This window comes from Virgibacillus ainsalahensis (assembly GCF_055380755.1).
This window is the reverse complement of sequence record NZ_AP043943.1, coordinates 3,833,532-3,855,668: the sequence shown is the minus strand read 5'-3', so window position 1 is coordinate 3,855,668 and position 22,137 is coordinate 3,833,532. Positions and strand designations below refer to the sequence as shown.

The window sequence follows — 22,137 nt, the reverse complement described above, 5'->3', positions numbered from 1 at the left end:
CGATTTCAGTATTACAATACAGGTGAAATCAAACGGGAAACCGATTCCTTAAAACGAACTCCGAGCGTTCTCTTTTCATATAATTTTTTCGTCATTTGTGTGGAAAGTTTAATGTCATCTTCAAACGCCTGAACCAGCCGTTCGGAAACCCCTGCATCAAATAAAAATGCATTCACTTCAAAATTCAGGCGGAAACTGCGTACATCGATATTAGCTGTTCCAACCGATGCTATTTTCCCATCCACTATAATCGTCTTCGCATGCAGAAATCCATTTTGATAAATATACACCTCAGCACCCGCATTAAGCAAATCACCACAAGAAGATAATGTTGCCCAGTAAACAAAGGGATGATCCGGTTTATTCGGAATCATCAGTTTGACATCAACTCCTGAAAGTGCCGCAATTCTCATTGCATCACGGAGACTTTCATCCGGTATAAAATAAGGTGTTTGAATATAAATATATTCCTTGGCCGACATGATCATTTTAATATAACCATTTTTAATTTGTTCCCAATCCTGATCCGGACCACTTGATACAACTTGTGCGCCTATTTCCCCACTCGGTTTTGTCGCATAGAAACGGTCTTCATACAAAATGTCATCACGTGAGGCTTGATTCCAATCCAAAATAAATCTTGTTTGCATATTCTGTACAGCGTCTCCGTTAAAACGCAGATGTGTATCACGCCAATAGCCGAACTTTTTGTCTTTGCCAAGGTATTCGTCACCAATATTGAAGCCGCCAATATAGCCTGTTTCTCCATCAATAATAGCTAATTTACGATGATTGCGGTAATTGATTTTGAAGTTGACTTTAAGCCTTGAAGGAAAGAAGGCTTCTACTTGAACCCCGGCATTTTTCAGTCGCTTTATATACTTTCCCCTAAGCCTGCGTGAACCCATATCATCATATAGTAAACGTACTTCCACCCCTTCATTTGCTTTCTTTATTAAAACTTCGGCAATACGCTGACCAAGTTGATCATTTCGTATGATGTAATACTGCAAATGGATATGATTCTTAGCCCTTTCCAAATCCTTGATGAGTGCAGTAAACTTCTTCTCACCATCCGTGTATATTTCCACGCCATTATTCTGGGTAAAAATAGCATCATCATTCCGCAAATGCAAATACACCAGATCTTCATATTCTTCTATTTCTTCATTGGCGAAATCAAATCGTCTTTCTTCCAGTGCCCTCAGTTGGGACTGTACGGCTGTTTTCACGCCTAGTCTGCTTTTCGTATCCCATGTAAAAATCCGGCGATTGCTTATTGGCTTGCCAAAAATTAAATAAAGGAAAAACCCCGCAATCGGAATAAAAAGAAGTACCATCAGCCATGCCCATGTAGAGCTTGCATCTTTTCGTTCCAAAAAGATGATGGAAGCGCCCAAAGCAATATTGAGAAGCATGACAAGTCCTAATAAAAACGTCCATATTCCCATCAAACATCCCTCTTCCTCAGATCTTCTCTTTCCCTCTAATCCTATCTCCCTCTAATTTCCCCTAATATCCATAATATAGCACAAAATGTATCTTCAATATATTGATTCTATTATAAGTTTATAAGTTCGTATGATATGGAACCTGTCTATGGGGTAAAAAAGAAATGAAGAAACCGTTATATTCGCCCTATCATATATTGGACTCCTGTCATCTACTGTATTAATACCTAATTATGGGAGTTGGAAAACATGAACCTCAGAAAATTTGTAGATCGGCTGCCAATTATGGAAACATTAAAACCGAAAGAAATAAATAATAAAGGAACCTATTATGAAGTGTATATGGAGGAATTTACTCAAAAACTGCATCGGGATCTCCGCCCCACGAGACTTTGGGGATACAATCGCCAGTTTCCAGGGCCGACAATCGATGTTGACCAAGGCGAACCCATCCAGGTGAAGTGGATAAATAATCTGCCGGCAAAACATCTTCTCCCAATTGATAAATCCATCCACAATGTAGCACAACAGCCAGAGGTTCGGACAGTTACCCATTTGCATGGAAGTGTAACAAAGCCCGACAGTGATGGTTACCCTGAAGCATGGTATACGAAAGGTTTCCGTGAGGTGGGGGAATTTTTCGAAAGAGAGATTTATGAATATCCAAATCAGCAGCGCCCTACAACGTTATGGTATCACGACCACGCCATGGGGCTTACCAGACTCAATGTGTATGCAGGGCTTGCCGGAACGTATATCATCCGGGGCGCACAGGAAAAAGCGGTGCCCCTGCCAAAAGGAAAATACGAAATTCCGCTCGTCATTCTAGACAGATCATTCAACAAAGATGGTTCGCTCTTTTATCCGAGACAGCCGGATGATGCTGAGGGTAATCTGCCAGATCCCTCCATTGTACCTGCATACCTTGGTGACACGATCCTCGTCAACGGTAAAATATGGCCGTATTTTGATGTAGAACCCCGTAAATATCGATTTCGGATTGTAAATGCATCAAATACACGCAGCTATCAATTATCTCTCGATTCCGGGCAGGCATTTTATCAAATCGGATCTGACGGAGGGTTCCTGCAAAAGACAGTGAAAGAGGACGTACTGACTGTTGCCCCCGCGGAACGGATGGATGTCATCCTTGACTTCTCCAAACATAGCGGACAATCAATTATTTTGAAAAACGACCTCGGGCCTGATGCTGATCCAGAAGATAATACAGATGAAGTGATGAAATTTAATGTCAATCAACCTATTTCAGGAAAAGATCAAAGTATTATTCCAAAAAACCTGTCCCACATCCCTTCTTTAAAACAAAACAAGATTGAAACCATCCGAAATTTGAAACTCGTTGGCTCGTCTGACGAATATGGCCGGCCCCTATTATTACTGGATAACCAAAAATGGATGGATCCCGTCACGGAAACCCCGCGATTGGGTGCAACGGAAATATGGTCATTCATAAATATAACCGGATTCAGCCACCCGATGCATATCCATCTGATTCAATTTCAAGTATTGGATCGCCAGCCATTTGACCTGGAACTATATGAAAAAGATGGCAGTATTAAATTTACAGGTCCGCCTGTAGCTCCGGCTAAGAACGAGCGTGGATGGAAGGATACCATATCATCACCTTCTGCACAGATTACCCGTGTCATTGCCAAGTTTGAACCCTACTCCGGGGACTATGTCTGGCATTGCCACATCCTGGAGCATGAAGATTATGATATGATGCGGCCATTACGGGTAGTTGATCCTGATGATTACCATAATAATTAGATTGAAAGCGAACTGCGTTGATGGATAGCGCTGTTCGCTTTTTATTTACACCGATTCCTTATGATTATAATCATGTTATAATGATGAAAAGAAACTAACCAATTACCTTTTAATTAAGAAGACTCTTTTTACAAATTTTGTTATCCTTATCCCTCACACAGTTGATATAAAAGACGACGTAACTTGAAATTATGGTTGGTGCGATTACTCGCTGCGGAAATACACTACGCTTTCCGCGGGCGGCTGGTGAGCCTCCTCGTGCTCGTCGTGTTGCAAGATTATTCAGAGATGCGACACTCCTCGCAGAAAAGATTGCTATCGCACTGCGGGGTCTCACCGATGCCTCTTCTCCCGCTGGAGTCTTCGTGTATTTCCTTCGCTGGTTAGATGATTTGCAACTTCATCAAAAGACTTATATTGCCTGATTATATAACATACATAGTCATGCACTTTTAAGATGGTTGATTGGAGCGGAGCACCGTTGACTCCAGCGGGAACAGCACGAGCTGAAGACCCCGCAGCGGTGAATTAAAGAACATAGGCTAAGAACGCCCCCTCCTGGGACTGCGGTTACTCGTCCCACCGTAAAGATTTGGGGCAACGCCTATGTGACCAACATCGTGTTGGCCCGAGGCTGAAGCCGTGCCCGCTAAAAAGCAACGGTCCGCAGCGGAAATCAACAGAGCAGTTACTTCGTCTTTTATATCTTTTGTGTCAAAAGCTACTCACTCTTTTCGATGGGAAGCGTAATCACAGCCCAAAATTTTAGAAAACAGTCAATAAGAAAGGAAGTTCTTCATGTATATATTTGTAGAAGAAAAAATAAAAGAATCTATTAAGAATGGTGACTTCAATAATCTGCCCGGCAAAGGGGAACGGCTTGATTTGAAAGAAGATTTCCCCGGACTGTCTAAAGAATTGAATATGTCTTACAGAATCCTCAAAAATGCAGGGTATATTTCTGAAGAAACAGATCGCAATAAAGAGAACATTACATTTGATGATTTATTAACAAGTGTAACCGGTGAGAAGAATGAAGCTAAACTTAAAAAGAAAACACAGGAATATGAAGTGTTTATCAAGAAAAGAAAATTGCACAAAAACTCCAAGTTTGCAACATATGCCAAGAAAATATATAGTAAATTGCTTAATAAATGAAGGTGAATTGCATGAATGCAGCCCAACTCTCAAAAGAAAACACGTCTAACCCAAAAGCCCTGGACTGACGTGTAAGTGTAATTCCATCTTATAAGTGATCTAATGCCTGCTCCAAATCTTCCCAGATATCCTCCCATGATTCCAATCCGACAGACAAGCGAATCAGCTGATCCGTAATCCCCATCGATTTTCGTGATCCTTCAGGTACAACGGCGTGTGTCATTGTTGCCGGGTGCTGAATCAATGTCTCTGCATCTCCAAGACTCACGGCAAGCTTTAAGAAGGAAAGCTTGTTTAGCATTTTTTGCGCATCCGCTTTTGTACCTTTGATTTCAAAAGAAATGAGACCGCCCCCCCGCTTCATCTGCTTTTCTTTTATATGGTAATCCGCATGGGTTTCATCACCTGGATAGTACACATTATCCACGTTTGGATGATTTCGGAGTTTTTCAAAGACCTTTTCTGCATTATCACAATGGCGGTCAAGACGAATCGGTAATGTTTTCAGACCTCTGAGCAGAAGCCAAGCATCAAATGGCGACATAATTCCACCCATGTCTTTTTGTGTTGTCATCGCCACTGAATCCAGGAAATCCCTTTTCCCAACGACAAGCCCTGCAACAACATCCCCGTGGCCGCCAATATATTTGGTTGCACTATGAATAATGATATCACAGCCAAGCTCGAGCGGCCGCTGCAAATAAGGAGAGGAAAATGTGTTATCAACGACTACCGGTATATCATACTCCTTTGCGACTTCTGCTACCATCTCAAGATCAATCAGCTTCATTGTCGGGTTAATTGGTGTTTCCACATAAATACAAACCGTTTCCGGCTTGATGTGTGACCGGACTTCCTCCTTTGAAGCCATTTCTGAGAAATCATGATCAATATTGTATTTTTCCTTCATCATCGTCAGTAACCCGAATGTGCAGCCATATAATCCGGACGAGCATACGATATGATCATTTGCCTTTGTCAGGGCAACAAGCACAGCAGACACCGCAGCCATCCCGGAAGCAAATGCAAGACCACGCTCTCCTTTTTCAAGTGCCGCAATCCGCTCTTCTAGTATTGTTACTGTCGGGTTTCCGATTCGGGAGTAGACATATCCTTCCTCTTCACCGGCAAAGCGTCTTTCCCCTTGTTCTGCTGTATCAAATGTATAGGTTGATGTTTGGAATAATGGTTCAGCCAGGCTTCCGAGCATATCTTTTGAATCATATCCTTCGTGTATAACTGTCGTTTCAAAGTTTTTTTGTTTTTTTGACATGAAATAAACCTCCGTCAATTGTTTTTAAAACATTCTAACTACTATATTAACCTATAATACTATCGTTTGAAAGCGTTCATTCCTCACAGCTCATTTTTCCATGCTCTTATCGCATAATATGCTCCTTTTCAAACTTCGCAATTGATATAAAATACGATGTTGCGACGTACAATATCACTGGGTTGATTTCCGTTAGAGTTAAAAACATCAACCTTCAGTTCAAATTATGTCGCATTTTATCGTTTTTGTATCAAAAAAAATAATCTATTAGAAAACAGCCTTTTAAAGCGTGCTATTACAGGCAGCGGTTGGGATAGATCTACGGACCTTAGGCTAGCCCGCGGAGCCTTTTCGGATTGAGCAGGTAGATTGCTTAATCCGGTAATACCTTCTAAAATTGGTTTACTTCATTAATGGGGGAAAGAAGAATGAAAAACAACCAGGAAAAAATCGGAATTACATATGCGGCAGGGGCATATCTCTTATGGGGGTTTCTTCCAATCTATTGGAAAATGGTCGACAATGTTTCTGCCGGAGAAATACTGGCACAGCGAATTATATGGTCGTTTGCTTTTATGCTGGCAATTGTTTTAATTTCAGGGAAATTTCCCGCCTTCATCATGGAATGTAAACGAATCTGGAAGAAAAAGAAACAATTGCTTGGCATTAGCCTCGCCTCTATTTTTATCAGCCTGAACTGGCTGACATTCATCTGGGCGGTCAACAGTGATTATGTCGTCCAGGCAAGTTTGGGCTATTATATCAACCCACTTGTCAGCATTCTGTTGGGAATTATCGTATTAAAAGAGAAGTATACAGGAAGGCAGTTTCTCTCATTTATTCTAGCAGCTGTCGGTGTACTTTATTTAACCGTGAGTTTCGGTGTATTCCCATGGGTGTCTTTCGTTCTGGCATTTTCCTTCGCTTTTTATGGTTTATTGAAAAAGATGGTCGATCTCAGTGCTATGTTCGGTTTAACCATTGAAACATTGATTGTTACACCAATCGCCCTGATTTACGTCTTTACACTATCCGAAAATGCATTCTCTATGGCGACTCCTCTTTCCGCAACAAATCTCCTTTTAATGGGTGGAGGAGTGGTTACTGCAGTTCCATTATTGCTGTTTGCAAGTGGGGCTAAACAAATCCCGCTCGCTATGATCGGTTTTCTGCAGTACATTGCCCCAACAATTATGTTGTTTCTAGGTGTATTTCTATATAATGAACCATTCACGCAAGCACATCTAATCGCGTTTTTATTTATCTGGGCCGCATTAATTATTTATATGGCATCTTCATATAAACGGCCTGTTTCAAAACAAAAAAACGCCGGAGCAGGAAAAAGAAATACATAAAACAACTGTTCGAAAAATATTTATTTTGGCAAAATAGTTGACAGGCTGTCAGGCTTCAGCCTATAATGTTGAGTAATTCAGAAAAATTAAATCTCTTATCCTGAGTGGCAGAGGGAATAGGCCCTGCGAAGCCCGGCAACCTTAATGCAAGATGAAATTGCTTTAAAGGTGCCCCATCCTACAGGTCACATGATCTGGAAGATAAGAGGAGGACCGGTTCGAATATACGCCCTCTTCTTAGGAAGAGGGCTTTTTCATTCCTTTTCCAACGTTCCAGTACGATACCAAACCATCCAAAATCCAAGGAGGAATCATTCATGACTAACTTTCATTTTCACAACCCGGAAACAGTACTACTTCACGGAGGTCAGGAACCAGACCCTACTACAGGTTCACGGGCAGTACCAATCTATCAAACAACTTCATACGTTTTTCGTGATACAGAGCATGCACAAAATCTGTTCGGTCTGGCAGAACCGGGAAATATTTACTCCCGTATCATGAACCCAACCGTTGATGCTTTTGAACAGCGAATCGCTCAGCTTGAGGACGGTGTAGGCGCAGTAGCAACCTCATCCGGGATGGCTGCGATTACCCTTTCCATATTAAACCTGGCTTCTGCAGGAGATGAAATCATCGCCGACAGTAATTTATATGGTGGTACATACAATCTTTTCGTAAATACATTGCCGCGCTACGGAATCGATGTGAAATTGGTAGATGGTACGGATCATGAAGCAATACAGGCTGCCATTACGAATAAAACAAAAGCTATATTTGGCGAAATTATCACAAACCCAAGTCTTAATGTCTTCGATGTAGAGAAAGTAGCCGAAATTGCACACGACAATAACATTCCATTAATCATTGATAATACGTTTGCCACACCATATATGACAAAACCACTTGCATGGGGTGCTGATATTGTTGTCCATTCTGCAACAAAATGGATTGGTGGTCACGGCACGACAATTGGTGGTGTGATGGTCGACGGCGGCCGTTTCAATTGGAATAACGAAAAATTCCCTGGATTTACCGAACCGGATGACAGCTACAATGGGCTTCGTTATGCTGACCTGGGAGCTGCGGCTTTTGCCACAAAGTTCCGTGTACAGCTGTTGCGTGATATTGGTGCGGCATTAAGTCCTCACAATGCATTTTTATTATTGCAGGGACTAGAAACACTGCACTTGAGAATGGAACGCCACAACAAAAATGCTCAGGAAGTCGCTGCATACCTGCAAAAGCATCCAGCAGTTGAATGGATTAATTTCCCTGGTCTTGAGGAACATCCGTCCCACAACCTTGCAAAAAAATATCTAGCAGGCGGGTATGGATCTATAATCACTTTTGGAATTAAAGGCGGACGTGATGCAGGCAGAAAATTAATCGATGGTGTTAAACTCTGGTCCCATGTTGCCAATGTTGGGGATGCCAAGTCATTAATTATTCACCCTGCATCAACAACACATCAGCAATTAGGTGTCGAGGACCTTAAACAAAGTGGAGTAACGGAAGAATTGGTTCGGTTGTCCGTTGGAATCGAATCACCACAGGATGTTCTTGCTGATTTGGATCAGGCAATCACAGCTGCTACAGGTGAGCCGGGGTTGTATGAACCAACAGAAGAAGATGTAGTTAAATGGTTGCTATCTTCCCCATTTGACCGCAGTAATGGTGGTATACGCAAGAAGGTGATTGCAACAGTTTCAGCCGATCAAGCCAGTGAGAAATTGGAAAAAATTGGATTTGAAGTAATTGCCATTGATGAAGTATCGAATGCTCCGGATGAAGCAGATGCCATTTGGGTAAAAGATCAACAAGTTTCTGCATCCATTATCGAAGAAGTTGCCAATAAACAAGGAAAGATCCTATGGGCCGAAAACGCTTCTGATGTCGATCAGAAATCACAGGAAAATGCTGATAAAGCAGGCATATCGATCGTAACAGGCAAAAACCCTTATGATCAGGCGATTCGTTTACGAGCGAATCAAGCTTCCCGCGTAGGTGCCCAAGTTTAACAAAAGCCAATGAATTATCACTTCCTGTCGCTGGATGATCAATCCCGTAGGCACTTGACCATCCAGCGCCTTGGAAGTTATATTTCAACATGAATATAAGTTGTAACAATATCTTAACGTTTAAAATCCTTATATATTGGAAAAAATATATATGTCACATCAATCTATAAATCGCCTTTTTGCAAGGCGATTTTTTAATCTGTAAAATGAAAGTAACATATAGAAAAATTAGCCCCTTATACTTATAATAGGGAACTATATAATATCACAACATGGATGTGATACAGTTGAGGAGAAAGCACTTTTTTATTGCAATTATGGTTTTTATTCTTTTGGGGGGAATCTTTTTTTGGATGAATCGTCCCACAGCCAACTTTGATGATGTGACAATCCCACAGGAAGAAGACGTTGAAGTATCTGAGGAAAAGGAAGAAGAAAATCCAGAACCCGAACAGGAGGAACCTGAAGATGAGCATGTAACAACGGAAGAAGGACCTACACACCGACAGTTTTCCCAAATTGTCATGGAAGGATTACAAAATGCAATCAATTTTCTTTCCAAACGGGAGTCACGTATAGTCGCTATCGGTGATTCACTCACACAAGGTGTAGGTGCATATAATGAAGAAGGTGGATATGTCGGCATATTAGACCGCGCAATCAATGAAAATAATCAAATTGTTACGATTGATAATTTTGGTAAACGCGGGAATCGGTCCGTCCAGCTGCTGGAACGCCTGAATGATCCGGGAATTTCCTCATCTCTTGCGCAGGCGGATATCACATTAATAACAATCGGTGCAAATGACATTATGAAAATAGTAAAAGAGAACTTTACGAACCTGAAATTGGAGGATTTTGACCAGGGGCGAAGGCAATTTGAAGAAAGACTGAAAGAAATCATCACAACCATACAGGACATCAACCCAAAATCAGAAATTTATCTGATTGGTTTTTACAATCCTTTCCAACAATATTTCCAGGAAATTGAAGAACTGGGCATCATCGTTGAGGACTGGAATAATACGAGTAAAAAGATTGCAGCAGAAGAAGAGACAGTAACCTTCATCCCTACCGTCGACCTGTTTGATGATACGGACGTTGAGTTATTCGCAGAGGATCATTTTCACCCGAATGATTTTGGCTATCAGCGGATAGCACAAAGAGTATTGGATTATATTACAAACGATGAAGGATGAGGTAATGATGGCAAGAAAAGAACGTCGCCAGCAGAAAAACAAATGGAAAAATTTATTTTACGGTTTGCTGATCATAAACGTCCTTTTCGTCGTTATGATACTGGCACTCATTTTTTGGCCGGTTTCAGAGGTGCCAATGTCTGAGCGCGATTCACAGGAAGCAGTGGAAAGCTCTGAATTTACAATCCGTACATCAAAGCAGAATTTAAACCAGCTGGTAAATGGCTACCTTGATCAATTGTTAATAGGATCTGATCACCAGTACAGTATATCATTGGAGGAAGATGTCCATTTAATGGGGGAACTACCTGTTTTCTCATCCACTGTACCGCTATCTGTGCATTTCGAACCGCTTGTACAGGAAAACGGAGATCTTGTGTTAAAACTAAATTCAATATCGATTGGCTTATTACAACTTCCCAATGAAAAAATTATGAGTTATATGGAAAAATATTTGCCAATGCCAAATTGGGTAACCGTTCATCCAAATGAAGAAGAAGTTTATATTGCGGTTACAGAAATGAACCTGCAAAGTAACCTTGAGGTTAGTGTGGAACATATCGACCTTGAAGCAAATCACCTGTCTTTTAAGCTTAATGTTCCTTATCGGTCATTGGGAATCGAACAGATGCGACCATAATTAAATAGATCAAATAATGGTTGCTTTCATTCATAGATTTCCATCATCTGCCGTATTTTTTCCTTCATTGTAAGGACGAGGTGATTTGGCTCCAGTACCTGTGCCTGATTTCCCCATGTAAGAATCCAATTGATGAGACCGTCCGACAGCTTGGCTTTTGTAGCTAATACAAAGTGATTTTCATCCGTACTTTTGATATCCGCTTCATGTCCGAAACGATCCAGCACAACATTCAGCAGATTTATGTGGAAACGGATTTTTATCCGGATCTCTTCTCCTGCAAACATATGGAAACTCCGGTCTACATAGCTTTGCAGGTCAAAATCAACATTCTTAAAGCCCTTCTTCTTAATATCAATATTGCGCATACGATCGAGGCGATAATGCCTTATTTCATTTGTCTTATGAAAACGGCCGATTAAATAGTAATAATCATTTTGCCAGATTAGAGCATATGGATCGACATGATAACGATAGCCGTCCCGATTAAATTCGAACTTTTTATCCACATTAAATTTCCCGTACTGGTAGGTAAGTACATTTTTTCCGGCTATCGCCCGGTGGACAAAGTCGATATTCAACTTCACCTGCTCATAGTCTATATTCGCCGATTGACTAAATAAAACAGGCTCAGGAAACGTCTTGGCAATATGCTCACTGGTTAGCTGCTTTATTTTATCTATTAAATTATTTTTTTCGTTATCGGTAATAAAACGCGCAGATAGAACAGCATCAATCATCAAACGAAGTTGATAAGTCTCAAACAGACGGGCCTGATGACTGTACATTATTTTTCCAAACTTCCCTTTGTTTTGCATAATTTCAAAATCAAGCGCATCCAGTATTTCCAGATCACGTTTAATTGTCCGATTGTCGAAATGCTTATCGGGAATTACGTAATTTAATTTTTCACTGAGTTGATTGATCCCCAACTCATGCTGGTCATCTGTATTTTTAAATAATATTTCTCTGATTTTCAAGAGTCGGTAATTACTTCCCCTCTCCATTCATCGTCCCTCCTCAAACAGCTGAAACACTGGACATAATCCTTTATTTGAGAACAAATTGTTTTACTTTCGCAGATACTGAAATTAACATAGATTGCTTTGGTGTTGTCTGTTGACCTATCGCTAAATTCTGTTGTGTGTTCATCATGTAATCCTGATAATCACCAAGTTTCCCTTGGTAAATCAGCTGCATTCCTTCATGCATTCTTATATCTGCAGGCGTGATAAAGCAGGGGGGCTTTTCAAATCGGAATTTTCCCAAATTCTTCAACAGACTTGCCACAAACTGAGAACAGAAAAAAGCATCTTGGCGATTGATTTCGATATGCAGCAATACTCCAATTAAACCGATAAAATTATATTTATAGTTATGCTTCTCAGCTTCCATTTTTTTAATATGACGCATCATTGTTTGATGTTCAACGGCTGTCAGCATGTATGCATACACAGCACAATTGGATTTTTTGAGCAGATCACATCGAATATCTTCCTTTATAAACCCTCCGGCAAACGGGTTTCTCGGGTGTTTGCGGCCAAAACTGTAAACTTCCTTTAATTCCGAATCAAACGCGATGGAGACATGATTCAGTGATTGTTTTGTATAATAATTGATTGCTTTATTCAAATAAGTCCCCGTATCCGTAAATAGTAAATAAATAGCCCTCTCTCCCATGACCTTCCCCCTCCCGCATACTATAACACGGCATCCAACGTATCAAAACAATCCTCTTTTTTCTACTATTACAAAAAGATGAAGAATATTCAAGCTAATTTTCTAATTTCTTATCTATACGGGCTGTAACATTGACGAAATGCCTCAAATAGCTTAAGCTTACCATGATATCTTATTTTTGGAGGAATATTAAGTAAAATGATAAATGTGACTAATGTTAGTTTACGATATGGTGATAAAAAGTTATTCGAGGATGTTAACCTGAAGTTCACACCTGGAAATTGCTACGGATTAATTGGTGCCAATGGTGCTGGTAAATCCACATTCCTAAAAGTACTCTCAGGTGAAGTTGAGCCACAATCCGGAAATGTCTCCCTCTCCCCTGGTGAACGTCTTGCGGTATTAAAACAGGACCACTTTGCCTATGAAGAGAATCAAGTGCTCGAGACAGTTTTAATGGGGCATGAAAAGTTATACCAGGTAAAACAGGAAAAGGATGCCATTTATATGAAAGCCGACTTTTCCGAGGAAGATGGCATGCGTGCTGCTGAATTGGAAGGCGAATTTGCCGAAATGAACGGTTGGGAAGCAGAGTCTGATGCAGCTGTTCTCCTGAAGGGACTGGGAATTGATGAATCCCTTCAAATGCTGCAAATGTCAGAGTTAACCGAAGACCAGAAAGTGAAGGTGCTTTTGGCACAGGCACTCTTTGGCAATCCGGATATCCTGCTTTTGGATGAGCCGACAAACGGCCTTGATATCAAGGCAATCCAATGGCTTGAAGAGTTCCTGATCAACTTTGAAAATACCGTCATCGTCGTTTCCCACGACAGACACTTTTTAAATAAAGTATGCACACACATTGCTGATGTTGACTATGGAAAAATCCAAATTTATATCGGAAACTATGATTTCTGGTATGAATCCAGTCAACTGGCATCCCAGATGGCTCAGGATGCAAATAAAAAGAAAGAAGAAAAAATCAAAGAGCTGCAGAGCTTTATCGCCAGGTTTAGTGCGAATGCGTCGAAATCGAAACAGGCGACTTCCCGTAAAAAAATGCTTGATAACATTACACTTGATGATATTAAACCATCTTCAAGGAAGTATCCGTATATCGCATTCACACCTGAACGCGAAATCGGAAATGATCTATTGCGTGTCGAAGGCCTGACAAAAACAATTGGCAACAAAAAAGTATTGGACAATGTTAGCTTTACGATAACTAAAGACGACAAAGTCGCTTTTATCGGAAAAGATGATATTGCCAAGACAACACTGTTCCAAATTTTGATGGGCGAGCTTGAACCGGATGCCGGTACGTACAAATGGGGTGTGACGACATCACAATCCTACTTCCCGAAAGATAATGCGGCATATTTCGAAGGGAACGAACCGACACTTGTCGAGTGGCTTCGTCAATATTCTCCTGAAGATGGAACCGAAACATTCCTTCGTGGCTTTCTTGGAAGAATGTTGTTCTCTGGCGAACAAGCACTTAAAAAACCGAATGTGCTATCAGGTGGAGAAAAAGTCCGCTGCATGCTTTCAAAAATGATGTTGTCAGGTGCGAACGTGCTTCTCCTTGATGAGCCGACAAACCACCTGGATTTGGAATCGATTCAGTCATTGAATAATGGTCTTGAGAAATTCGATGGATCCATTCTTTTCACATCCCATGACCATGAGTTCGTTAATACGATAGCCAACCGTCTGATTGAAATTACACCAGCTGGTATCATTGATAAAGAAATGACCTATGATGATTATGTGAACGATAATAAATTACAGAAACAAATTAGTGAAATGTACGCCAGTTAATGGTGTTGGAGCGTTTTCCAAAGGAGAACGCTCTTTTTTTGTGCTTATGAGGGCCGTGCTCATAGCCTAGGGTTCTGCAGACATAGCCCGGTATCGTGTGGTCACAGCACTAAGTCCCGCGCTCATTGGCCCGGGTATTGCGCTCGGAGCCGAATGTTCTGCGCTCATCACCCTGAGTCCGGCGTAAATCACTGAGGGTACTGCGCTCGGGACCAAATGTTCTGCGCTCACAGTCCCAGGTCCGGCGCTCATAACAACAGGCATATTTTTCCAAAAACCTAATTTTAATTTTTTGTATAAAATTGTGGTTTTTTCCTTCTGTTTTCATTATACTATTTAATGAGTTTTTTTATTATGGGGGATGCACGATGAAGAAAATATTAGTCGGAGTGTTTGTAGTCATTATTCTGAGTGTGGGCGTATTAGGGTATAATGAAATAAATAACTCGCCAGTAAAAGTTATTGAAGATAATAATCATTCGACAACCATTACGTCCTGAATTTTATCATTCCGATTTACACAATAGAACAAAAGCGCAAGCGCCTTGGTCACCCCCCCGACAAGCTTAAGTAATAACTCACAGTGGCGTCCTTTGCCACAGGGAGTTCTTACTTAAGACCTCGAGGGGGGTAGGCGCTGGAGCTGGCCGGGGCTATTACTGACAAGAAATTGATATGCTGCCAAAAATTTATACTTTCTTATCTTTTGAAAAAAAAAAGGAAGTACCCTAACTATAGGATACTTTCCTTTTTTTGTTTTTTTCACGATTTCTATATCGTTGCTGACTATTTAATTATTATTTTACGATTGTAACGTTGACTGTTTTTCTGCCCCATGAATAAGCTTCATCTTTTGTTGGAACATGAACGTCAATTTTATTACCATTAATCGCGCCACCAGTATCTGCAGCTACTGCATAGCCATACCCTTCCACATATACTTCTGTACCTAGTGGAATAACATTTGGATCAACTGCAATTACTTTCGCATTAGGGTTTTCGTTTAAATTCATACCAGTAGCTGTAATACCTGAACATCCAGCACAACCTGCTGTGTATGCCGTTGATTCTACTGAAATAGTTTTACCATCAGCTTGCTGAGACTTCGTTTGTTGCTCATTTGTTTCAGTCTTAGCTTCTGTTTTCTGTGTATTTGTTTCATTTACTTGTTTATTAGATTCACTTGCTTCTGTTTCGTTTTTACTTGCTTGTTTACTTTCTGAGCTTTCATTTGCAGCAGGAGCTTCGTTTGCTTCCGCTTTAGCACCATTCAATGCCAATTCCTGGCCAGTGATAATCAAATCGGAAGAAAGGTTGTTCCAAGATTTCAGATTTGAGACGGATACACCTTTTTCATTGCTTATTGCATTTAGCGTATCACCTTGTTGTACGACATAATATTCTTCCCCATCAGCACCATCTATTTCAATGATTTGTTTTGGGTGAATGACAGTAGATTTTAAATCATTTATATCAACCAATTGCTCAACGGTAGTGTTATATTCGTTAGCGATTTTCCAGAGGCTTTCTCCTTTTTCTACCTCATGGCTTGCTGCTGAAACAGTTGTTACAGTCGCGCCAGCAATGATAAAACCTGTTAATATGGCTACTAACTTTTTCATTAGTATGTCCCTCCTTGAATTTCTGACAAAACCTATACTACCACAATAACCCCCCTAGTACAGTTACAGGTCATTTAAGAGTCTATTACAATCATTACTAAAAACTCATATATTGTTACATTTGTAATAGTTTTGATACAAAAGTCCAGGAAACATCTAATCTTTGTTACTATAGTAATAGTAAAAGAGATTATGTAATATAAAAACACAGCCGGAAGTGGACTGTGTTTTTATTGGCAGTTAAGAAAACAACATGGCAGCTAAGAGCATGCCGCCACCATCTATAGCTAATTTTTAACCAGAAGGCTATTCTCTAAAAGATTGGGACTACGCTTTCTCATCCCACCGAAAAGACTCATTGCTTTTGACGCAAAAGATATAAAAGATGAAGTAACTGCTATGTCGATTTCCGCTGCGGACCATTGCGCACCTTAGGGCACGGCTTCAGCCTCGGGCCAACACGATGTTGGTCACATAGGCGTTGCCCCAGGACGGGGAGTTCTTAGCCTATGTCCTTTAATTCACCGCTGCGGGGTCTTCAGCTCGTGCTGTTCCCGCTGGAGTCAACGGTCCGCAGCGAAAATCAACCATCATAAGAGTGCATGGCTATACTTGTTATATAATTAAGCAACATAAGTGTGTTGATGAAGTTGCAGTGCACTAACCAGCGAAGGAAATACACGAAGACTCCAGCGGGAGAAAAGGCATCGGTGAGACCCCGCAGTGCGATAGCAATCTTTTCTGCGAGGAGTGTCGCATCTCTGAATAATCTTGCAACACGACGAGCACGAGGAGGCTCACCAGCCGCCCGCGGAAAGCGTAGTGTATTTCCGCAGCGAGTAAATCGCACCAACCATAATTTCAAGTTACGTCGTCTTTTATATCAACTGCATCGTTAGAGAGCAACAAAATTTACCAAGGGAGCCAAGCAGGAAAAGCTAAATATTGCTTCATGGTGGTTATTCTGAAAAAATTTCCCCGTTCTAATACCAGTTGTTTTCATACAAAAACATAAAACTTTGCATACGTTCAACTAAAACTTCACCAGAAAAACTTGTTCGAAATCCTGGTTTCCTATTTTTTCCAATAGAGATAGAAGCCAATGAGTAAAACAATGAGAGATAATACGCCTGAAGTTATATACATTTGTGAAAAACCGGATTGAATCGCTTCCGTCGCAGTATTTAATAGATTTGATCGTAACTCGGGATTATCTATACTATTAATCCGTTCCATCAGATCGCTATAATTTGCACCGGAATCAGGAGATATTCCATTACCTTCTTCACCAATCACGACTTCAGCCTTCATAATTCCTCCTGTAATAAAACCGGCATAAATCGTTGGAAACAGTGTCAGGCCAATTTGTCTGATTAGAGATAAAGTACCAAGTGCAGACCCCTGTTCATCCACTTTTGCGCTCTCTCCAACAAGGACATTAAGTGGAGCACCTAGTAAAATCCCTAAACCGACGCCTGCCAGTATACTAGCAACAAGAAATGTCCCAAGCCCTTCTACCAGCAGAGGGAATAATAAAAATCCAATTATGCCGACAACACCGGAGATTATTACTGTTTTGGCTGCACCAAAATTGTCTGTAAACACACCGCCAAGCCCTGCACCAAGACCGGAAGCCACTGCCAAAGGTGTTAACCAATATCCTGCTTGTTCTACCGGAATATGCAAAACTTGCTGTACAAATGAGGGAATAAAGATAATACCAGCCAAAAATCCACCAGAAAGCAAACCAAGGACAAGTGTCATTTGGAATAGCCGTTTTTTTAATAGAGAAAATGCGATAATCGGATCTCCACCCTCTTTTTCCACCTTCTTTTCGTGAAAAATCAGAAGGATGAACAGCAGCATTCCAACTACTAAGAATCCGGTTACACGAAGGCTTGTAAGACTCTCCAGAAATGCTTCACTATTTAATTGGGTAATCCCATACATAAATGCTAAAACCCCGAATGATAATAGCAGGCTTCCGGTAAAGTCCAAAGGTTTAGCAGTTCCCGGTCTGGATTCAGCAATTTTAAGATAACCAAAAATGAGAAGGAATAAGGCAATCGGTATATTGATTAAAAACATCCAGTACCATGAACCGGTTATACCAAGAATAACCGCTCCCAGATTCGGACCAATAACTGCAGATAAACCATGCATTCCTCCCAGCATACCAAGCGCTTTCCCCTGCTTATCTTTTGGCAATGTTGACAGAATATGAGAACTTCCAATAATAAAGATCCCACCGCCACCAAGAGCTTGGATAAGTCGGGCCGCCAAAAGAAAAACAAAATTTGGACTGAGAGCTACCATCAAGGAGCCGATTCCGAATAAAGCAATTTCTATGATAAAAAGACGTCTTCTACCAAACCGATCAGAAAGCTTTCCAATAATCGGCACACTTATGGCCATACCAAGCGTATAAATTGTTATGCTCCACGTCCCCCAAGATGGCGGGACATTAAATGAATCATTAATTGTGGTTAATGCAGTGCTGATTATTCCATTATCCAACCCTGCCATAAACACGCCAATCGTAAATAAAATTATGGCCCATTTTTGAGAATTTTGCTTATGGTTTTTCATTATTTTCAGGCTCCATTCCATGAAAAGAACAAAAGGACTCAATGTTTAGAGTCCTTTATTTATCACTTTTTAACTAATTAAATAAACCTCTAAAGAAATTACTTAATGATTGGAAAAACTCACTAAAGAATGTTGCAACCTTTTGCCAGAATCCTTCATCCAGCCCCAGTTCATCCATTTTATCTTTTACATTGGAAGCAATGTCCTCCAGCTGGCCTCTCACCTGCTCAAAGTCGATATTCAAATCACGCATTCTGTCGAAAAGATCAACAAGCATTTGACGGTCTGCTTCACTTAGTGATATTTCCAAATTCTGCAACTCTTCCTGGACAATCTGTTCTACTTCTTCTCTTGTTGCAGGGTTCTGTTCCGCAATCATTTGCTTGATTTCCGTCAGCAATTCACTTACACTCTCCTGCGACATTCCCTCTTTCTCAGCAAGATCTGTAGCAACATTAAGCTCATCATTCGCCAATTCCATCCGTTCTTTGTCCAGCTCTTCCCCTTCTACATCATAAGCCTTGTAAATTCCGGTCAATGCCGAGTGGCCGGTTACTGCAACCGGGGAAGCTACATCGACCGTGGCATTTTCAACTCCCGCTGTCAGCAGTGCATTTGCATACATATCATTGGTAACTTCTGTAATATTATCTGGCGTTACAATATTAACCGTTAATCCCGCACCTTCATCTTCCAGTGTAATTTTTGCAGAAGAGTACATATTGGCATTGGGATTTCCGTTAATGAAGTTTGCGTAATCCTCGCCTGTGACGTTATGTTCTTCAATAGCATCTGAATCGGAAACATCTACAAGCTCACGAACTTGAGTGCGCTGATCTTCTGTCAGTTTGTCCCCATAAATAATGATACTGTCTGATGTCGCATATACTGGTGAAGCAAATCCGCCAGCAACTAATCCAATGATCAGCGTTAATAAACCAAGTAATTTTAATGTATATTTCATGTCTATTTATTCTCCTTTTATATTGACTTACTTGCATTCGATGTCTTTGCTGAAACAGAAATAATCTCTATCCCAATCCATTATAACGGTTTTAGTTGGAAAGTGAATATCTTTTCATTCATTTATATTAAAAATTTGACAAACAGCTGTATAAGCATATAACTTTAAATATTATCGAAAATCATATATATTTAGGGTAACGAAATAAATTATTTGGAAATTAAATCTTATCGATAAGATTTAATCTCACTTATGAAGTGAGACAGAATTCTATTTTTCCTCATTGCCTTAGTCCGAACTTATGCAGTATGAAAGTTTTATACTTTCTTAGCTGCCAAGAAAGAAGGTATTATAAATCATTGATCAAGAAGCAACTGCGAAACGTAATTTAGCAATCATGTGGATTGCTAACTTTTTTGTGGCTGGAAGCATGACAATGGTTATTCCATTTATTTCCTTATATGTTGAATCACTCGGTAATTTCTCTGACAGCTTTGTCCAAAGGTGGTCTGGCTTCATCTTTGGAATTACCTTTGTCACCGCTTTTATCTTCTCTCCAATTTGGGGGCGAATCGGCGATAAGTATGGCAGAAAGAAAATCCTGATTTTTTCCGCTTTCGGAATCGGGCTATCTGTATTATTAATGGGTTTTGCCACAACAGTATGGCAGCTCTTTGTTTTGCGTTTTGTAATGGGCGTAGCTACAGGGTTTATCCCGATGTCCCAGGCATTTATCTCAACACAGACCCCAAAGCATATTGCGGGAAAGGTGCTTGGTACACTGCAGACAGGAAGTATTACTGGTAGTTTAATGGGGCCATTGCTTGGTGGTGTCCTCGCAGATACATTCGGCTATGCAAGCACCTTTAAGTGGGTATCTGTTACGGTATTTCTATCGGCATTTATCGTCTTATTTGGGATTAAAGAAATAAAAATTAAATTTTCTAATGATGAAAGTGATAATAAACCTTATACCAGTAAAGAGGTAATAAAGCATATTGTACAACAGCCAATATTACTTGTCGTCATGCTTATCTCCACATTGGTACAGGTTGCACATTTCAGTGTGCAACCAATTTTATCTTTATTTGTTGCAGAAATACACGGCCCGGTAAATATTGCATTCTTCTCTGGTTTAGCCTTTTCAGCAGCCGGACTGGGGAATCTCCTTTTTACTCGAACATGGGGAAAAATCGGTGATCGGCACGGCTATATAAAATTACTGATTGGTCTTTTATTCATGGCGGGTATTGTTTATATTCCTGCAGTATTTATTACAAATATTAGCCAACTTGTTATCATTCGATTTTTACTTGGCGTCGCTATTGGTGGTATTGTTCCATTGAGAATTGCGTACATCCGGCAGGAAGCTCCAGTATCTATGCAAGGTGAAGCACTTGGATATAACACGAGTCTTCGCTTTTTAGGTAATATTATTGGCCCCGCGATGGGAGGGATGATTGCCGGAATGTTTGGATTCTCTGCCGTCTTTATTGTAACGAGTATACTGCTCATTTTCAGTGGGTTTCTGTTATTAACAGCCTGGTATAAACATGAATATGCCGGCAAGCGCACCAATTCCGTGTCTGTGCATAGATAAACCTCAGTAATCTTTAGGCTTCCTGAGGTTTTTAACAGCTTGAGACACTGCCAGAATCTTTTATGTATTTTACTGGCGGAAAAGAGCAAACTTATGATAAGCAGAAAAATTGATTTATTAGGATGGACATGTTAAAAATAACAGAGCCTGTAAAAGGCGTCTAACCTATTAAGAAAGAAAGTGATAGCAATGGGAATTGTCGTAGTCGAGGTTTGTGACGGAAATGCAATCACTGGAATTGATATAGAAGAAATTATTGAAGCAGAATTCCCCGAAGTAGCTGTGCTAATGAATGAGTGCCTATCGTTTTGTGGTCTCTGCCGGGTAAGACCATATGCACTCGTGAACAATAAACGCGTTTTCGGTAAAACACCGGAAGAATGCCTTGATAAAATAAGAGAGGCAATTAAAGCAGAACTGGCTGTTTATCAATAACAGCTAGTTCTGCTTTTTTCGACAAAATATTTCCCGGGAAATTATCCAAAGAAATTACCATTGCTAATTTCCACGTTAGTGTTTTGTCACAAAAACGATAGAGTGCGACATACCTACTGGGTTGATTTCCGCTGCGGATCGCCTGAGCACCTTAGGGCACGGCTTCAGCCTCAGGCCAACACGATGTTGGTCACATAGGCGTTGCCCCAAATCTTTACGGTGGGACGAGTAACCGCAGACCCAGGACGGGGCGTTCTTAGCCTATGTTCCTTAATTCACCGCTGCGGGATTTTACGTAAAGTGCTGTTTTGAGCAGAATTCTACGTATTCTGCCTAAGCTTGGGGTGGTGTTCTGATATTACAAGAAAAAGTTCATGGAATCTATGTTTCATGAAAGTTTTCACCCTTAAACAGAAAGCTATTCTAAGCTGCTAAAAAATGCGAGACTCTTACGGGAAAAGGAACAGTCTGAAGACCCCGCAGCGAGCGGTATTTGCGAGTGAGGAGGCTGAAGCGTTCCCCGTGGAAAGCGAGTGTT

Annotated in this window: 17 protein-coding genes and 1 riboswitch; of the genes, 10 read left to right on the top strand and 7 right to left on the bottom strand. The window is 40.6% G+C overall.

Annotated elements, in window-relative coordinates; translation table 11 throughout:
• Window positions 1-11 precede the first annotated feature (11 nt).
• Window positions 12-1,451: a cardiolipin synthase gene (gene cls / locus ACZ427_RS19070; RefSeq protein ID WP_461177248.1), complete on the bottom strand. Its 1,440-nt coding sequence runs from the start codon at window positions 1,449-1,451 to the stop codon at window positions 12-14.
• Between the two features lie 249 nt (window positions 1,452-1,700).
• Between cls and ACZ427_RS19065 the strand changes: the two genes are divergently transcribed.
• Window positions 1,701-3,242 carry a multicopper oxidase family protein gene (locus ACZ427_RS19065; protein WP_461177249.1) on the top strand — a complete coding sequence of 514 codons (1,542 nt, stop codon included), beginning with the start codon at window positions 1,701-1,703 and terminating at the stop codon, window positions 3,240-3,242.
• 798 nt (window positions 3,243-4,040) lie between these two features.
• Window positions 4,041-4,400 carry a DnaJ family domain-containing protein gene (locus ACZ427_RS19060; RefSeq protein ID WP_461177250.1) on the top strand — a complete coding sequence of 120 codons (360 nt, stop codon included), beginning with the start codon at window positions 4,041-4,043 and terminating at the stop codon, window positions 4,398-4,400.
• Window positions 4,401-4,488: 88 nt separating this feature from the next.
• Here the strand turns inward: ACZ427_RS19060 and megL are convergent, their stop codons facing one another.
• Window positions 4,489-5,673 (bottom strand): methionine gamma-lyase, encoded by a 1,185-nt coding sequence (megL, locus tag ACZ427_RS19055; RefSeq protein WP_461177251.1) that lies wholly within the window; start codon window positions 5,671-5,673, stop codon window positions 4,489-4,491.
• A gap of 428 nt (window positions 5,674-6,101) precedes the next feature.
• Between megL and rarD the strand changes: the two genes are divergently transcribed.
• The 4 genes from rarD to ACZ427_RS19035 all read left to right on the top strand — a co-directional run bounded on the left by rarD (window position 6,102) and on the right by ACZ427_RS19035 (window position 10,888).
• Window positions 6,102-7,028 (top strand): EamA family transporter RarD, encoded by a 927-nt coding sequence (gene rarD, locus ACZ427_RS19050; RefSeq protein WP_461177252.1) that lies wholly within the window; start codon window positions 6,102-6,104, stop codon window positions 7,026-7,028.
• A gap of 92 nt (window positions 7,029-7,120) precedes the next feature.
• Window positions 7,121-7,236, top strand: a riboswitch (SAM riboswitch).
• 109 nt (window positions 7,237-7,345) lie between these two features.
• Window positions 7,346-9,049 (top strand): O-acetylhomoserine aminocarboxypropyltransferase/cysteine synthase family protein, encoded by a 1,704-nt coding sequence (locus ACZ427_RS19045; RefSeq protein WP_461177253.1) that lies wholly within the window; start codon window positions 7,346-7,348, stop codon window positions 9,047-9,049.
• Between the two features lie 353 nt (window positions 9,050-9,402).
• Window positions 9,403-10,248 carry an SGNH/GDSL hydrolase family protein gene (locus tag ACZ427_RS19040; protein WP_461177254.1) on the top strand — a complete coding sequence of 282 codons (846 nt, stop codon included), beginning with the start codon at window positions 9,403-9,405 and terminating at the stop codon, window positions 10,246-10,248.
• Between the two features lie 4 nt (window positions 10,249-10,252).
• Window positions 10,253-10,888 (top strand): YpmS family protein, encoded by a 636-nt coding sequence (locus ACZ427_RS19035; RefSeq protein ID WP_464883486.1) that lies wholly within the window; start codon window positions 10,253-10,255, stop codon window positions 10,886-10,888.
• Between the two features lie 26 nt (window positions 10,889-10,914).
• Here the strand turns inward: ACZ427_RS19035 and ACZ427_RS19030 are convergent, their stop codons facing one another.
• Together ACZ427_RS19030 and ACZ427_RS19025 are read right to left on the bottom strand one after the other, a co-directional pair.
• The gene (locus ACZ427_RS19030; protein WP_461177256.1) at window positions 10,915-11,895 is read right to left on the bottom strand and encodes a helix-turn-helix transcriptional regulator; all 981 of its coding nucleotides are present in this window, start codon (window positions 11,893-11,895) and stop codon (window positions 10,915-10,917) included.
• Between the two features lie 43 nt (window positions 11,896-11,938).
• A complete protein-coding gene (locus ACZ427_RS19025; RefSeq protein WP_461177257.1) occupies window positions 11,939-12,568 on the bottom strand; it encodes a hypothetical protein in 630 nt (209 codons plus the stop codon).
• Between the two features lie 198 nt (window positions 12,569-12,766).
• Between ACZ427_RS19025 and ACZ427_RS19020 the strand changes: the two genes are divergently transcribed.
• Together ACZ427_RS19020 and ACZ427_RS19015 are read left to right on the top strand one after the other, a co-directional pair.
• A complete protein-coding gene (locus ACZ427_RS19020) occupies window positions 12,767-14,389 on the top strand; it encodes an ABC-F family ATP-binding cassette domain-containing protein (protein WP_461177258.1) in 1,623 nt (540 codons plus the stop codon).
• Between the two features lie 368 nt (window positions 14,390-14,757).
• Window positions 14,758-14,889: a hypothetical protein gene (locus ACZ427_RS19015; RefSeq protein ID WP_461177259.1), complete on the top strand. Its 132-nt coding sequence runs from the start codon at window positions 14,758-14,760 to the stop codon at window positions 14,887-14,889.
• 297 nt (window positions 14,890-15,186) lie between these two features.
• Here ACZ427_RS19015 and ACZ427_RS19010 read toward each other — a convergent pair whose 3' ends face one another.
• From ACZ427_RS19010 to ACZ427_RS19000, 3 genes are all read right to left on the bottom strand, one after another.
• The gene (locus ACZ427_RS19010; protein WP_461177260.1) at window positions 15,187-16,011 is read right to left on the bottom strand and encodes a 3D domain-containing protein; all 825 of its coding nucleotides are present in this window, start codon (window positions 16,009-16,011) and stop codon (window positions 15,187-15,189) included.
• Window positions 16,012-17,085: 1,074 nt separating this feature from the next.
• The gene (locus ACZ427_RS19005; protein ID WP_461177261.1) at window positions 17,086-18,600 is read right to left on the bottom strand and encodes an MFS transporter; all 1,515 of its coding nucleotides are present in this window, start codon (window positions 18,598-18,600) and stop codon (window positions 17,086-17,088) included.
• A gap of 73 nt (window positions 18,601-18,673) precedes the next feature.
• Complete coding sequence (locus tag ACZ427_RS19000) at window positions 18,674-19,564, bottom strand: DUF1002 domain-containing protein (RefSeq protein ID WP_461177262.1); 891 nt, start codon at window positions 19,562-19,564, stop codon at window positions 18,674-18,676.
• 397 nt (window positions 19,565-19,961) lie between these two features.
• Between ACZ427_RS19000 and ACZ427_RS18995 the strand changes: the two genes are divergently transcribed.
• Window positions 19,962-21,164, top strand: a complete 1,203-nt coding sequence (locus ACZ427_RS18995; RefSeq protein ID WP_461177263.1) for an MFS transporter — start codon at window positions 19,962-19,964, stop codon at window positions 21,162-21,164.
• Between the two features lie 189 nt (window positions 21,165-21,353).
• Complete coding sequence (locus ACZ427_RS18990; protein ID WP_461177264.1) at window positions 21,354-21,599, top strand: YuzB family protein; 246 nt, start codon at window positions 21,354-21,356, stop codon at window positions 21,597-21,599.
• Window positions 21,600-22,137 lie beyond the last annotated feature (538 nt).

Excerpts from the sequence above, each read along its gene's own strand:
- ACZ427_RS19015 (WP_461177259.1), top strand. The coding sequence starts at position 14,758 with ATGAAGAAAATATTAGTCGGAGTGTTTGTAGTCATTATTCTGAGTGTG.
- ACZ427_RS18995 (WP_461177263.1), top strand. The coding sequence starts at position 19,962 with ATGTGGATTGCTAACTTTTTTGTGGCTGGAAGCATGACAATGGTTATT.
- ACZ427_RS19035 (WP_464883486.1), top strand. The coding sequence starts at position 10,253 with ATGATGGCAAGAAAAGAACGTCGCCAGCAGAAAAACAAATGGAAAAAT.
- ACZ427_RS19020 (WP_461177258.1), top strand. The coding sequence starts at position 12,767 with ATGATAAATGTGACTAATGTTAGTTTACGATATGGTGATAAAAAGTTA.
- ACZ427_RS19010 (WP_461177260.1), bottom strand. The coding sequence starts at position 16,011 with ATGAAAAAGTTAGTAGCCATATTAACAGGTTTTATCATTGCTGGCGCG.
- ACZ427_RS19025 (WP_461177257.1), bottom strand. The coding sequence starts at position 12,568 with ATGGGAGAGAGGGCTATTTATTTACTATTTACGGATACGGGGACTTAT.
- ACZ427_RS19000 (WP_461177262.1), bottom strand. The coding sequence starts at position 19,564 with ATGAAATATACATTAAAATTACTTGGTTTATTAACGCTGATCATTGGA.
- cls (WP_461177248.1), bottom strand. The coding sequence starts at position 1,451 with ATGGGAATATGGACGTTTTTATTAGGACTTGTCATGCTTCTCAATATT.
- ACZ427_RS19060 (WP_461177250.1), top strand. The coding sequence starts at position 4,041 with ATGTATATATTTGTAGAAGAAAAAATAAAAGAATCTATTAAGAATGGT.
- ACZ427_RS18990 (WP_461177264.1), top strand. The coding sequence starts at position 21,354 with ATGGGAATTGTCGTAGTCGAGGTTTGTGACGGAAATGCAATCACTGGA.
- ACZ427_RS19040 (WP_461177254.1), top strand. The coding sequence starts at position 9,403 with ATGAATCGTCCCACAGCCAACTTTGATGATGTGACAATCCCACAGGAA.
- rarD (WP_461177252.1), top strand. The coding sequence starts at position 6,102 with ATGAAAAACAACCAGGAAAAAATCGGAATTACATATGCGGCAGGGGCA.
- ACZ427_RS19045 (WP_461177253.1), top strand. The coding sequence starts at position 7,346 with ATGACTAACTTTCATTTTCACAACCCGGAAACAGTACTACTTCACGGA.
- megL (WP_461177251.1), bottom strand. The coding sequence starts at position 5,673 with ATGTCAAAAAAACAAAAAAACTTTGAAACGACAGTTATACACGAAGGA.
- ACZ427_RS19065 (WP_461177249.1), top strand. The coding sequence starts at position 1,701 with ATGAACCTCAGAAAATTTGTAGATCGGCTGCCAATTATGGAAACATTA.
- ACZ427_RS19030 (WP_461177256.1), bottom strand. The coding sequence starts at position 11,895 with ATGGAGAGGGGAAGTAATTACCGACTCTTGAAAATCAGAGAAATATTA.
- ACZ427_RS19005 (WP_461177261.1), bottom strand. The coding sequence starts at position 18,600 with ATGAAAAACCATAAGCAAAATTCTCAAAAATGGGCCATAATTTTATTT.